13 protein-coding genes are annotated in these 13,586 nt (G+C 41.3%); all 13 read right to left on the reverse strand.

Annotation, left to right across the window (positions count from 1 at the left end):
* Positions 1-88 precede the first annotated feature (88 nt).
* Complete coding sequence (locus GJS40_RS11155; protein ID WP_270897935.1) at positions 89-349, reverse strand: stage V sporulation protein S; 261 nt, start codon at positions 347-349, stop codon at positions 89-91.
* Positions 350-462: 113 nt separating this feature from the next.
* Positions 463-1,257 carry a TIGR00282 family metallophosphoesterase gene (locus GJS40_RS11160; RefSeq protein ID WP_270897936.1) on the reverse strand — a complete coding sequence of 265 codons (795 nt, stop codon included), beginning with the start codon at positions 1,255-1,257 and terminating at the stop codon, positions 463-465.
* 105 nt (positions 1,258-1,362) lie between these two features.
* Positions 1,363-2,928, reverse strand: a complete 1,566-nt coding sequence (gene rny / locus GJS40_RS11165) for a ribonuclease Y (RefSeq protein WP_270897937.1) — start codon at positions 2,926-2,928, stop codon at positions 1,363-1,365.
* 454 nt (positions 2,929-3,382) lie between these two features.
* Positions 3,383-4,432, reverse strand: coding sequence for a recombinase RecA (recA, locus tag GJS40_RS11170; protein WP_270897938.1), 1,050 nt, complete (start codon positions 4,430-4,432; stop codon positions 3,383-3,385).
* Between the two features lie 206 nt (positions 4,433-4,638).
* On the reverse strand, positions 4,639-6,252 hold the full coding sequence (locus GJS40_RS11175) for a DEAD/DEAH box helicase (protein ID WP_270897939.1): 1,614 nt from the start codon (positions 6,250-6,252) through the stop codon (positions 4,639-4,641).
* A complete protein-coding gene (locus tag GJS40_RS11180) occupies positions 6,239-7,489 on the reverse strand; it encodes a competence/damage-inducible protein A (RefSeq protein WP_270897940.1) in 1,251 nt (416 codons plus the stop codon). The genes GJS40_RS11175 and GJS40_RS11180 overlap by 14 nt, the downstream gene beginning before the upstream one ends.
* Before the next feature lie 17 nt (positions 7,490-7,506).
* Positions 7,507-8,085: a CDP-diacylglycerol--glycerol-3-phosphate 3-phosphatidyltransferase gene (gene pgsA / locus GJS40_RS11185; RefSeq protein WP_270897941.1), complete on the reverse strand. Its 579-nt coding sequence runs from the start codon at positions 8,083-8,085 to the stop codon at positions 7,507-7,509.
* Positions 8,086-8,119: 34 nt separating this feature from the next.
* On the reverse strand, positions 8,120-9,007 hold the full coding sequence (locus tag GJS40_RS11190) for a helix-turn-helix domain-containing protein (protein WP_270897942.1): 888 nt from the start codon (positions 9,005-9,007) through the stop codon (positions 8,120-8,122).
* 16 nt (positions 9,008-9,023) lie between these two features.
* Entirely contained in the window at positions 9,024-9,791 is a 768-nt protein-coding gene (locus GJS40_RS11195; protein ID WP_270898064.1) for a DUF3388 domain-containing protein, read from the reverse strand.
* A gap of 150 nt (positions 9,792-9,941) precedes the next feature.
* Entirely contained in the window at positions 9,942-10,199 is a 258-nt protein-coding gene (locus tag GJS40_RS11200; RefSeq protein ID WP_270897943.1) for a DUF3243 domain-containing protein, read from the reverse strand.
* A gap of 82 nt (positions 10,200-10,281) precedes the next feature.
* Positions 10,282-11,001: an elongation factor P 5-aminopentanone reductase gene (gene ymfI, locus GJS40_RS11205; RefSeq protein ID WP_270897944.1), complete on the reverse strand. Its 720-nt coding sequence runs from the start codon at positions 10,999-11,001 to the stop codon at positions 10,282-10,284.
* Positions 10,994-12,301 (reverse strand): EF-P 5-aminopentanol modification-associated protein YfmH, encoded by a 1,308-nt coding sequence (gene yfmH, locus GJS40_RS11210; protein ID WP_270897945.1) that lies wholly within the window; start codon positions 12,299-12,301, stop codon positions 10,994-10,996. Before yfmH ends, ymfI begins: the two co-directional genes overlap by 8 nt.
* Entirely contained in the window at positions 12,301-13,572 is a 1,272-nt protein-coding gene (yfmF, locus tag GJS40_RS11215; RefSeq protein ID WP_270897946.1) for an EF-P 5-aminopentanol modification-associated protein YfmF, read from the reverse strand. Before yfmF ends, yfmH begins: the two co-directional genes overlap by 1 nt.
* Between the last annotated feature and the right edge of the window lie 14 nt (positions 13,573-13,586).

Below are 13,586 nucleotides of genomic sequence, written 5' to 3' on the forward strand. Positions count from 1 at the left end.
CATATTTTTACATCGGTGTATGAAAAGCGGATACGCTACAAGTATCGAAAGAAGACTTCCATACTTGTAGCGACTTGTCTGTATCCTATTATCTCGGTTCTACAATTAATTTAATCGCTGTTCTCTCTTCACCATCAATTTGAATATCAGTAAAAGCGGGAATACAAACGAGATCAATACCACTTGGTGCAACAAAACCACGTGCAATGGCGATTGCTTTAATAGACTGATTAAGGGCACCTGCACCTATAGCTTGGATTTCTGCAGCGCCTCTTTCACGAATGACTCCTGCCAAAGCGCCTGCGACGGAATTGGGAGTAGATTTAGCTGATACTTTTAATACTTCCATATTTAGTACCTCCTTGTGTGGGTTCATGCCCGTGATACACTATTATTCAAGATGATCTGTCCTTATTCCTGCTTTCTGATCGACTTTCTACTTTTTTATCCAAGTCTGGCTCTTTAAGAATAAAATGGATGTTCTTCACTAATGCGAATTCGTTCTATGTGGATAGCTTTGCCAGTTTTTGGATCAGCTTCAATAAGGACTCCATTTAATTGTTCCCTTCCTTTCGCAACTTCAAACCTTGCTGGAAGATTTGTTAAAAAAGTGCTTAAAACGACATCTTTATTCATACCAATAATACTATCCATCGGACCGGTCATTCCAACATCCGTTAAGTAAGCCGTTCCCTCGGGTAAAATGCGTTCATCTGCGGTTTGCACGTGGGTATGGGTCCCGACCACCGCGGTAACGCGACCGTCCAAAAACCATCCCATCGCTTGTTTCTCACTCGTTGCTTCTGCGTGGAAATCGACAAAAATATGGGGCGTTCGTTCTCTAATTTTTTCTACTAATTCTTCTGCTTTTTGAAAAGGAGAATCGTTTGGAGGCATAAATGTTCGTCCCATTAAATTAATCACTCCTACTTCAATATCATTGACTTTGACAATGATATATCCGCTTCCGGGAGTACCTTCCGGATAGTTAGCCGGGCGAGCCATCCAATTTGCTTCTCCAATAAATTCAAAAATTTCTTTGTTGTCCCATGTATGATTCCCTAACGTAATTGCTTGCGCCCCACTTTCCAAGAAGCTTTTATAAATCTTTTCTGTAATCCCTTTTCCTCCTGCAGCATTTTCTCCGTTCACAATTGTAATGGTTGGTCGGTATTTTCGTTTTAATTTAGGAAGATATTCCCGAATCATCGCGCGACCAGGAGATCCGACAACATCCCCTACAAATAATATTTTCATGCCAATTCTCCTTTATTGCTCTTACTAATTTTATACCAAAATATTTTTCCGTTGACAAATCATTCCGTTTCTACATGATGAAAAAAAGCGGCTATCGCCGCTTTTTCATTTTGCATATTCTACTGCCCGCGTTTCTCGGATAACGGTAATGCGAATATGCCCTGGATAGTCTAGTTCCCGTTCAATCTGTTTCGTAATATCTCGCGCCAGTTTTTGAGCGAGGGCATCATCGACCATATCAGGTTTCACAATGATCCGCACTTCTCGTCCTGCTTGGATGGCGTACGTTTTTTCCACTCCATCAAATGATTCCGCTATTTCTTCCAATCGTTCAAGACGACGAATATACGTTTCTAACGTTTCTCGTCTTGCTCCCGGTCTTGCTGCCGATAACGCATCAGCGGCTGCTACTAATGTCGCAATCACAGATGTCGCTTCCGTATCGCCATGATGGGAGGCAATACTATTAATGACAACGGGATGTTCTTTATACTTCTCTGCCAATTCCACGCCAATTTCAACGTGGCTTCCTTCCACTTCATGGTCAATGGCTTTTCCGATATCGTGAAGGAGTCCGGCACGTCTTGCCAGCTGCTCATCTTCGCCGAGTTCTGCAGCCATCAGTGCCGTTAAATGACCGACTTCCATCGAATGTTTCAGCACATTTTGACCATAGCTCGTGCGGAATTTCAATCGGCCGAGAATCTTAATTAAATCAGGATGTAACCCGTGAATGCCCATTTCAAAGGTTGCTTCTTCACCGTATTCACGAATTAATTCATCCACTTCCCGTCTTGATTTTTCGACTGTTTCTTCAATGCGGGCAGGATGGATGCGACCATCTTGAACGAGCTTATTTAAGGCTGTCCGAGCAATCTCGCGCCGAATTGGATCAAATCCTGAAAGAATTACCGCTTCCGGAGTATCGTCAATGATGAGGTCAATCCCTGTGAGAGTTTCAAGGGTACGAATGTTTCGTCCTTCTCTACCAATAATACGACCTTTCATTTCGTCATTGGGAAGATTGACAACAGACACGGTTGTTTCCGCAACATGATCAGCTGCACAACGTTGAATGGCAAGAGACAAAATATGTCGGGCCTTTTTCGCTGCTTCTTCTTTGGCCCGTTCCGTCTCTTCTTTAATCATGACAGCAAGATCATGTTGTAGTTCTTTTTCCGTTTCTTTTCTGATCATTTCACGTGCTTCCTCACGGGATAATCCTGAAATTCTCTCTAATTGTGTTTCTTGTTCTTTTAAAATCTCCTCCACTTTGCTATAATTTTCGTCTATCTGCCGTTGTTGTTCATTGAGAGATTCTTCTCTCTTGTCCAACGCTTCTTCTTTCTTGTCCAACATTTCACTTTTACGATCAAGAATCTCTTCTTTTTGCATTAAGCGGTTTTCTTGTTTTTGAATTTCATTTCTTCGTTCTCGCAAATCATCTTCTGCTTCAGTTCGAAGTTGATGTGCCGCATCTTTCGCTTCCAGCACGGCTTCTTTTTTACTCGCTTCCGCTTGACGCTTTGCATCCTCTACGATTTGTTTGGCCGCTTGTTCGGCACTCGCTATCTTCGCTTCTGCTATTGATTTACGAACAAAATAACCAATCAATCCACTCAAAGCTGCAACGACAACAAGCAAAATGGAGATGAGAAAGATGTTATCCAAGTCTTTTCACCTCCTCTTGCTAGCTAGTTGTACCACCTAGAAGGTGCTTTGTTTCATTTGGTTCATTGAAATAGCTTGTAGATCTGAATGTTTCTTTGACGTGGTGTCGACCGGTTGTGCGTGATAAGAAGGCATATTCCAAAAAAATAGTAAAGCCTTTTAGCATAGTCGGTGAACATTCATCATGCAAAAAAATCGCATGACCTCTTCTCATTGTAGCTTTCTGCCATAACCATGTCAAGACTAACTGTGAACAAGCTTTCGACGCTATTTCCAAGCAAAAACGAGTGTCGTTCATTAGGCATATTTTACATTTTTAGCTAGGATTGTTTACAATTCTGTCATGAGTAGTTTGGAAATTTTCTATCGTTCGCGCCTTTTGAGATGAAATTCCCTTTCAAAAAAACTGTCCCAAAAAGTCACGATTGATGACTTTTGGGACAGCTCATCTTGATTATTCTTCTTTAAATAACAGGCTTTCGCTTTCGGAAGATTCGTCTTCCACTAACGGTTGGTCTTGATCGAGGCCATAATGATCTCGAATTTTCATTTCAATCTCTTCCGTCACTTCCGGGTTTTCTTTCAAATATTGTTTCGCGTTCTCTCTCCCTTGACCGAGTCGCTCCCCGTCATACGCATACCATGCCCCGCTTTTTTGAACGATATCCAACTCCGCCGCAATATCTAAAATAGAACCTTCTTTGGAAATGCCTTCTCCGTACATAATATCGACTTCTGCTTGCTTAAATGGTGGAGCTACTTTATTTTTCACAACTTTAATTCTCGTTTTATTCCCTACCATTTCATTCCCTTGTTTCAACGTTTCCGCTCTTCTTACTTCCAAACGAATCGAAGAATAAAACTTTAATGCGCGACCTCCCGTTGTTGTTTCTGGATTACCGAACATCACACCAACTTTTTCCCGAATTTGATTAATAAAGACAGCAATGGAATTCGATTTGCTGATGGCGCCGGATAATTTTCGTAACGCCTGGGACATTAAGCGCGCTTGAAGTCCGACATGACTATCTCCCATTTCTCCTTCTATTTCTGCCTTAGGAACAAGCGCTGCTACTGAGTCAATCACAATAATGTCGACCGCACCACTTCTTACCAATGCTTCAGCAATTTCTAGCGCTTGTTCTCCTGTATCAGGTTGTGACAGCAATAATTCATCAATATTTACCCCTAATTTTTCGGCATAAGTCGGATCCAGTGCGTGCTCAGCATCAATAAATGCTGCTTGACCACCTTTTCTTTGCACCTCGGCAATGGCATGTAAAGCAACGGTCGTTTTACCAGAAGACTCGGGACCATAAATTTCTATAATTCTCCCGCGAGGATACCCTCCTACGCCAAGAGCAATGTCGATGGCAAGCGCCCCACTCGAAACAGTAGAAACACGTTTTTCCGCCTGTTCTCCAAGTTTCATAATCGACCCTTTACCAAATTGTTTTTCTATATTTCTGAGTGCTTGATCTAACGCAGCTTTTCGTTCGCTCATACTATTACTCTCCTTTAATGATTAAACTGGCGCGCTCATTCCCCACAAATGAAGACGCGCATAGGAAACAGTCCAATGAGCTTTTCCCTCTTTTATCATACCTGTTTTCTTTTACTTTGCCAATAGATTTTACGAACATTTATTCGATTGTTTTTCCTGATGAAAAAGAAAGAGTAGTCTTTGACCGCTCTTTCTTTTTAGGAGTATTATTGTTTTTTATCGGTTCGGCGCGAACGAGACAAGGAGCGTTTTGGGCGTGGTTTGGCTGGTTCTAAATTCACTCTTGCCCCATTAATTTTTGAATATCGCAGTGCTTCATACACAAATGGAGCCACTTCTTCCGGTACTTCCACAAAGGTGAATTTATCAAAAATATCAATGCGTCCAATTGCTTGGCCCGGTATTCCGACCGCTTCAGATATTTCATCGATGAGAATCTTCGGACTCATGTTGACATTTTTTCCTACATTAATAAAGAAACGAACCATTCCTTTTGCTCCTCCGGTTTCTCCAAAATTATAACCGGAATCATATTCACCAATAGAAGCAGAAAAGTTCAGTTTCATTAAGGAAGTAATAATCTGCTTCGGTTCGTATTCTTCGAGTAATTCGTTCGTTAAACTTTCAAATAACGTTAAATCGTCGCCTTCATCGATTTGATCAACGATTAAGTTTTTCCACGAAATTTGTTGTTTTTCTACGACTTCTTCGATAGAAGGGATTTGTTGTGCGGGAATGCGCATGTGAATTTCTTCTTCAATGGAACGAAGATGTTTCATCTCGCGTGGAGTAACTAACGTGAGCGCTTGACCTCGACGACCAGCCCGACCAGTCCGACCAATGCGGTGGACATAACTTTCTGGGTCTTGCGGAATATCAAAGTTAATGACATGGCTAATGTTTTGCACGTCAATCCCTCGTGCCGCAACGTCAGTAGCGATTAAAAAGTCAATGGAATGGTCGCGGAATTTTCTCATAACCGCATCTCGTTGCGGCTGCGTTAAATCACCGTGCAAACCGTCAACGAGATAGCCACGGGCTTGAAGGGCTTCTGTAAGTTCTGCCACTCCTTTTTTCGTACGACAAAAAATAATGCCTAAATCCGGGTCTTGGCTATCTAATATGCGACAAAGTGCTTCTTGCTTATTTCGCTCTAACACTTTGTAGTAACATTGATCAATGGATGGAGCTGTCACTTCTTTTTTACTGATCGTGACCGTCACCGGGGTTTTCATATATTTGGTGGACAGCCTTCGAATGAGCGGTGGCATCGTTGCTGAAAATAATAACGTTTGTCGCTCTCGATTCATTTCTTTTAAAATCGCTTCAATATCGTCGACAAACCCCATATCTAACATTTCATCCGCTTCATCAAGAACCGCCATTCTTACTTCTTGCAGTCGAAGGGTTTTGCGACGTAAATGGTCCAATACGCGCCCGGGAGTACCAATGACGATTTGGACTCCTTGTTTTAACGCACGCACTTGTTGCGAAATGGATTGCCCGCCGTACACAGGAAGCGTGCGAATATTTAAATGGCGTGAAAGCTTTTGTATCTCGCCTGAAACTTGAATCGCCAATTCTCTTGTCGGAGTTAAAATAATCGCTTGTACAAAAGGTTCTTCCGTCACCCGATGAACGATGGGAATTCCAAATGCTGCTGTCTTCCCGGTACCGGTTTGCGCTTGGCCAATCACGTCTTTCCCTTCTAAAATGACGGGAATCGCTTTTTCTTGGACAGGAGACGGTTCTTCAAAACCCATGTCACTAATTGCTTTTTTAATTTCCTTTTTAATATCAAATTGTTCAAAGTACGTCATTTGTTACCACCTTTTCCTTAAGTAAAAACCAGCAGCCATAATAGACGGCTAGACGTCGTATTTGTCCTCTTCCACCAGACAGTTGTAAATGGTGTGAACGCGTTCCTTTTGGTCCAGCAATACTAATCCAAACTGTCCCCGGTTTTTTTCCTTCTAATGCTTCCGGTCCAGCCGATCCGGTGAAGCTGATCCCAATATCTGTTCCGAACAACTGCCGGACTTGGATGGCCATACTTTCCGCACATTCTTTACTGACCGTTCCGTACTGATCTAACAGCTGACGATCGATAGAAAGGATGTTTTCTTTCGCTTCTTTCGAGTATACCGTCGTACTACCTTCAAAAAAAGCAGAGGCACCAGGCATATCGACTAATATTTTTGAGAACCATCCCCCGGTCAAGCTTTCAGCCACCGCTATCGTTAAATTGTTCTCTTTTAAATACCGTGCCGTTTGAAGCGGAAGGGTATCTTCGTCCACACCGTACATGAAATGGCCAACTTTTTCTTTAATCTTTTGTTCCAATTCGTCTATGAGCTGGATTGCTTCTTCTTTTGTTGCCGCTTTTGCCGTTAAGCGAACGGTCACTTCCCCATCAACCGCCAAGGGAGCAACCGTCGGATTCGATTGCGTTCGGATAATATCCAAGATTTTTTCTTCTAACAAAGATTCTCCGATTCCAAAAAAACGCAAGACACGGGAGTGAACAATCGATGATCCTCCTAATTTTTGCAGTAAGTACGGTTTCACTTTTTCCACAAACATCGCCTTTAATTCTCGAGGTGGTCCCGGGAGTAAAATAAACAACGTGTCTCGATAAGAAATGGCCATCCCGCAAGCAAGCCCTACGTCGTTAAAAAACACGTCACTTCCTTCGACGTAATGCGCTTGTTTTTTATTGTTTGGAGACATGTGCAGTCCTCTTTTTTGAAAAAATGTTTCTATGTTTTTTAATGTTGGCCCATGATATAGAAGTGGTGCCGCTGTTAAGTTCGATACCACTTCTTTCGTAATATCGTCCTCGGTTGGGCCGAGTCCCCCAGAAATAATGGCGACGTCTGTCCGTTCGGAAACTTCCTTTAACACTTGCGTTAAACGTCCTTTATTGTCTCCAATTACCGTGTGGCGATACACATTGATCCCGATTCCCGCAAGCTCCGCTGATAAAAACTGACTATTCGTATCAGCAATTTGCCCTAACAGCAATTCCGAACCGACTGCTACAATTTCCGCGTTCATATATTCACCACTTTCATTTACATGGAATGTGTAAATACATGTTTGTTCTTGATGAAATAATCTATTCCCGAAATAATCGTTAATATGACGGCAATCCATAGGAGAATCATCCCTATCGGCCATCCGATGAATGCAAACGGTATATTATAAAAGAGCAAAACGATAATGGCCAACATTTGAAAGATCGTTTTCCATTTACCAAGAGGACTTGCTGCTATCACTTCTCCGTCAGCGGCTGCAACTAGGCGAATACCTGTAACGGCAAATTCCCGACTAAGAATGATAATGACCATCCAAGCAGGAACGACATTCCATTCGACCAGAGATAAAAAGGCTGCAGTAACGAGTAATTTATCTGCAAGGGGATCGAGAAATTTACCAAAATTAGTAACTAAATGGTATTTTCTCGCATAATAGCCATCTAACCAATCCGTCCCTGCGGCAATTAAAAAGATGATGGCGCCGATGAGATGAGCCAGTGGGATTGTCACTCCTCCGACTGAAAGGTCGTCCAAAGGGAAAGGTACGAACATGAATATCATAAAAAGTGGAATGAGAAAAATACGTGCCAATGTGATTTTATTCGGTAGATTCATTCTCGTCCCTCGTTTCTATTTCGCGACCGATGCGTTATTCCCTTTCTTCTTCCGTAAAAATAAAATATTGATGAGGAGTATCAATTGGATACTCTACCTCTTCTCCATTCACTCGTACAATGACATTAGGTGAGTTACCAATATTTAATTGGACGTACGTTTCACCGTTTACATCAAGTGAAATGGTATCCCCCGGCGTTACTTGAGACAAGTCTTGAATGATGTCACCTTGTTCATTTTTAACGTCTAAGTAGGATTCTCCCGTTAATTCAATGTCAATGTCAATGTCATCCATCTCTTCTACGTGGAAGGTGGAGCGGCGATTTTCTGTCGACACTAGTTCGATGGAATGTTCGGATTCCTCTTCTTCGGTTATTTTATCCTGTTCTTCTTCCTCATTGTCAACATTTGGATTCGTCTCTGTTGATTCATCCATTTCTTCATTTTCTTCGCTCATATCTTCTTCATTTGCATCCATTTCAATCGATGGTGCTTCTTCCGGTTCAACCCCACTCGAATCGCCGCCTGTGACTCCTTGTACGACGACGTAAATAAGTAAAGCGATCACAATGATAACGACAATGCCAATCAAATAGGACCACACATTGGATTTTTTCTTCGCTGTTTGATTTCTTTTGGGCTTCAGTCGTTCCGAACGAGAGGGAAGATCGGATGTTTGCTGGACCGGATGGGGTAGTTCTTTTCCGTATGTATGAAAGACCTCATCTGGGTCTAAGCCAAGTGCTTCCGAATAGCTTTTAACGAACGCCCGCGCATAAAACGCACCTGGTAAAACAGCATAATTTCCTTCTTCAATCGCTACCAAATAGCGTTTTTGAATTTTTGTTGCTTTTTGAAGCTCTTCCAACGTAAGACCTTGTTCTTCTCTCTTTTCTTTTAGGTAAAGTCCGAGTTCTGACAATATTAACACCTACCACCTAACTAATATCGAACGAAGAAAAATTCGTATCAATTGTATCGTAAGAAATCACTTCATCTTCCTCATTCCGCAATTCAATAATACAATCAAAATCTTCCAGTGTATAGTGTGATTCCCGTACAAAAATATCCGGATGTTCCACGACTTTCACTGCGGGAAGGCGCATGATTTGATCCACAAGCATACGATGTTTTTCCGAAGCTCTCATCATGGATACAATTCCATCAATAATATAAACATGACCTTCTTGTAACTCATCTTCTGATAGTTCATTACGAATCGTTTGTCGAAGTAACGTTGAGGAAATAAACGACCACCGTTTATTGGCACAAACACTTGCTGCCACGAGAGATTCGGTCTTACCGACCCGGGGCATGCCTCTCATCCCGACTAAATAATGGCGATCTTTTTTAAAAAGTTCCGCCATAAAATCAACGAGAATACCTAATTCGTCTCGCACAAAACGAAAAGTCTTTTGTGCGCTTCGATCTCTTTCAATGTAACTTCCGTGCATGACGGCCAATCGGTCCCTCAACCTCGGTTCCCGTAATTTTCTTACCGATATGCTATCCAATGTATCTAAAATGGCTGAAAAACGTTTAATATGATCATCATGTCGGCTGCGAATTAACATGACACGGCGGTTTTTTTCCACACCATTAATTGCCGATATATTAATCGATAAGTTTCCTAACAGGGAGGAAATATCTCCGAGAAGTCCTGGACGATTTTTATGAATTTCGTATTCTAAATACCATTCTTTCATTTTAGCCATCCTTCTCGCTCCTTTTTCCCTGATTCTGTAGATATATGTCATTTTACGCTATTTTTTCATTTTTGAACAGAGTTATCCGTCACAAAGATTTGGAAAAAAGATAACTGTTCTCCCGAATGAAGAACAGTTATCTTTTGATGACTACCGGTTGTTTTCATTTTGAACTAATTTTACCATGACATTCGCGATTGCTTTTTGCTCTTCAGGATCCGCCGCTTTCCACAAGTCAGACATGACTCGTTCTTGTTCGTTTTTTGGATCTACTTCACTTGCTAAATATTCTCCTACTTGATACGCAATGTCAGAGATGACTTGATCAGAGAGACCGCCTTCTTTTGCTTGATCAATTTTGCCATCAAGAAACTGTTTCCATTCGTTCCAATTGTCTAACACAGACATGTCTTTCCCTCCTTGAAGGTAGATTCAAGAGTAGCATGTCCAGACAAGAGGAAAATTATGTACAGAATAAAGCAACCTCTTTTTACCAAGCACCGTTCATTTGTAAAATATGGCCATTGATGTAACTTGCTTTCGGACTGATCAAAAACCGTACGGCATCCGCTATTTCTTCCGGATTGGCAAAACGTCCCGAAGGAATCTCTTCCATTAAAGCATTTCTTTCTTCCTCTGAAAACGAAGCCATCATTGGTGTCTCGACCGCACCGGGAGCAATGGCATTGACTCGCACCCCGGAACGTGCCGTTTCTTTGGCCAATGCCTTCACAAATGTATTTAAGCCACCTTTCATGGCCGAATACACGGTTTCGCATGCAGCGCCACGCTCTCCCCAAATCGACGATAACATAATAATATTCCCTTGTTGTCTACGAATCATTGACGGCAACAAATATTTCGTCAGTAATATGGCATTGAGTAAGTGCAAATGGGCGAGCGTATAAATGTCGTCTTCGGACATGTCTTGAAATAAACCGTGATAAGCAATCCCACAATTATAAATAAAAGTGTCTATCGGGGAATGGAGCGACTGAAATAACCGCTTCGCTCCTCCATCTTCTGAGAGGTTTTCTTGTATGATGGACACTGGCACTCCGTAAGATTCACATTGTTCTTTTAAAGCGAACGCTTGATCTTTAGAACGGTGAAAATGAAGAAAAAGCGGTTTCCCTAACGAAGCAAGTTCCAAAGCAATCGCTCTTCCAATCGCACCGCTTGCCCCGGTAATTAACGCATAATTACTCATTTTCCTCCTCCGATTTTTTTGGAACGATATAAGAAGAACTTTTCGTTGAAGGATCAAAGACATCATGAAGCAATTCTAACACATCGGTTACATCCATGTTCTCCAAGATAGGGACAACATCAAAGATATTCATTCCTGAAAAGGCGTACCTTGTGTATTGATTTGCGATAAACTCCAAGGAATTGAACTTTTTTAAAAAGGAGCCAATCATTTTCTTTCGAACTCGTTCTAGATCTTTTTTCGGTATCCCATTTTCTTTCACCTGTTGGACAATCTCTCCTATTCGTTCTTCCAGTTTGACCGGCTGCGGAGTGTCACCTCCAACAGAAATAAAAGAAAAGGTACGATCCATTGTAAATTCAAAGGCAAAGCTATCATCAATCAGTCCTTCTTCGTACAGCTTTTCGTAATGACCTGCACCTGGTCCAAATATTGCTTCCAGTAACATATCCATCTTTAGTTCGTAAGCGAGCAACTCTTTTCCAGTGTCATTGGGCGGAGCAATTTTCCATCCAATCAAACATTGCGGGGTATTAACGCTCATTCTTTTCGTTGTATTTGCTCTGACGGCTTCTTTTTGTTCGGTCGGAATGATCCGCTCCAATGGTTCCGCTTTTGGAAAACTTTTCTTTTCCTGATTTTCCCGAACAAGTGCCATCATTTCATCCACGTCTACATTTCCAACGATCACAAGCATCATGTTGGACGGATGATAAAATGTTTCATAGCACATGTATAAATCTTCCCGTGTAATTTCGTAGATCGATTCCGTCGTTCCAGCAATGTCAATTTTTACCGGATGATCACTGTACAAATTGCGCAGTAAATGAAAAAACACTTCCCAATCGGGATTATCATCATACATGCGTATTTCTTGGGCGATGATGCCTTTTTCTTTCTCGACACTTTCCTTCGTAAAATATGGATGTTGGACAAAATCAAGAAGTGTCACGATATTTTTTTTGATTTCTTGGGTGCTTGAAAACAAATAAGCGGTTTTGGTAAAGCTGGTATATGCATTGGCAGAAGCCCCTTGTTCTCCAAAAGTATGAAAAACATCGCCCCACTCTTCTTCAAACATTTTATGTTCTAAAAAGTGAGCAATCCCATCCGGAACGGTAACGGTTTCTTTTTTCCCAAGGGGACGAAAGGTACGGTCAATTGAACCGTAATCCGTTGTAAACATCGCATACGTTTTGTAGTAATGCGGTTTTGGTACAATCACTACCCGTAGTCCGTTCTTTAAAGTCGTTTGATAATAAGTCTCTTGTAAGGAACGCACTTCAAATTTTTCCACCATTAAGCATCCTCCCCTCGTAGTACGTAACACGTATCTAGCGTGACCAACTTCGCGACGTGAACGACCTCATCTTTCGTGACGCTTTCAATTCCTTTCATCCATGTGTTCAAGTCCCGTTCTTTTCCTAATACGTTTCCTTTGTATGCCATGGAAATGATACTGCGCGGTGAATCATATGCTTCCATTAATTGATTTTTTAACATCATTTTCGTTTGCGCTAATTCTTGGTCAGTAAACTTCCCTTGTACCATGTCTTCTAACTGTTCCTTAATAATACGTGTCGTTTTATCGTATTGGGAAGCATCGATGCCAGCGTACACAAACAACAGTCCTTTTGCGCTTTCGTAGCGGGAAGTCGCGTAATAGGCCAAACTTTCCTTTTCGCGCACGTTCATAAACAATTTGGAATGAGGAAATCCGCCAAATAATCCATTCATCACTTGTGCAGCGTAAAAGTTTTGATCTGCATGATATACTGGAAAACAAAAGCCCATGGATAACTTTGCTTGCCCGATCTGATCTATTTCTACAACTTCTCGTACTTCTTTTTCTTCTCGTCTTCGTTGTGATGGTATTTTTCTTTCTCGTTTCGGTCGCGGTGAAATGGAAATAGAAGCAACTGCATCTTGTACTTCTTCTTTCGTATGGTTCCCAACGATATACAATCGAATGTCGTCTTCTTGAAGCATCCGGTGATACTCTTCTTGTAATGACTGTTTCGTCACTTCAAATAGCATATTTTTATCCCCGTAAGGATGAATCGCAAACGGATCGTTTTTACACATTTCTTGAATTAACCGTTCATTGGCATAGCGGATTTTATCGTCATAAATGGAATCGATTCGTTGTTTCAATAACCGTTTTTCCTCTTCTATGATTTTCTCAGAAAAAAAGCCCTCTTCGTCAAGATATGGTTCAAATAAAACTTCTTGTAAGAAAGCAATGCTTTTTTTAAACAACTGAGAAGTCTCAATAAATTGGTCGTTTACAACCGTCAAATAAAAAGATAAAATGTGCCAATCACCGATTTTTTGTACGTTCGTTGCTAACGTCGCCCCATATAATTCATCTAAATATAAACGGATGTCTTTCCGACTTGGATAGTTTTTTGTGGCACTTTTTAATACATTGCTCAGTAAAGCGCGATGCGTTGCTTTTTCTTTTGTTAAATCGGTTTTTAAGTGAAGCGCAATGTTTGTCGTTTTATACTTTTCTGTTTTTAATAGATGAATCGGTAGTTCCTGTTGCTTCACAACGTATTCTTCTAACATGTTTGTCACACCTT

Source organism: Aliibacillus thermotolerans (genome assembly GCF_027853235.1).
GTDB lineage: Bacteria > Bacillota > Bacilli > Bacillales > Marinococcaceae > Aliibacillus > Aliibacillus thermotolerans.

Excerpts from the sequence above, each read along its gene's own strand:
- ymfI (WP_270897944.1), bottom strand. The coding sequence starts at position 11,001 with ATGAGTAATTATGCGTTAATTACCGGGGCAAGCGGTGCGATTGGAAGA.
- pgsA (WP_270897941.1), bottom strand. The coding sequence starts at position 8,085 with ATGAATCTACCGAATAAAATCACATTGGCACGTATTTTTCTCATTCCA.
- GJS40_RS11180 (WP_270897940.1), bottom strand. The coding sequence starts at position 7,489 with ATGAACGCGGAAATTGTAGCAGTCGGTTCGGAATTGCTGTTAGGGCAA.
- GJS40_RS11175 (WP_270897939.1), bottom strand. The coding sequence starts at position 6,252 with ATGACGTACTTTGAACAATTTGATATTAAAAAGGAAATTAAAAAAGCA.
- GJS40_RS11155 (WP_270897935.1), bottom strand. The coding sequence starts at position 349 with ATGGAAGTATTAAAAGTATCAGCTAAATCTACTCCCAATTCCGTCGCA.
- yfmH (WP_270897945.1), bottom strand. The coding sequence starts at position 12,301 with ATGGTGGAAAAATTTGAAGTGCGTTCCTTACAAGAGACTTATTATCAA.
- GJS40_RS11195 (WP_270898064.1), bottom strand. The coding sequence starts at position 9,791 with ATGAAAGAATGGTATTTAGAATACGAAATTCATAAAAATCGTCCAGGA.
- GJS40_RS11160 (WP_270897936.1), bottom strand. The coding sequence starts at position 1,257 with ATGAAAATATTATTTGTAGGGGATGTTGTCGGATCTCCTGGTCGCGCG.
- GJS40_RS11200 (WP_270897943.1), bottom strand. The coding sequence starts at position 10,199 with ATGTCTGTGTTAGACAATTGGAACGAATGGAAACAGTTTCTTGATGGC.
- recA (WP_270897938.1), bottom strand. The coding sequence starts at position 4,432 with ATGAGCGAACGAAAAGCTGCGTTAGATCAAGCACTCAGAAATATAGAA.
- yfmF (WP_270897946.1), bottom strand. The coding sequence starts at position 13,572 with ATGTTAGAAGAATACGTTGTGAAGCAACAGGAACTACCGATTCATCTA.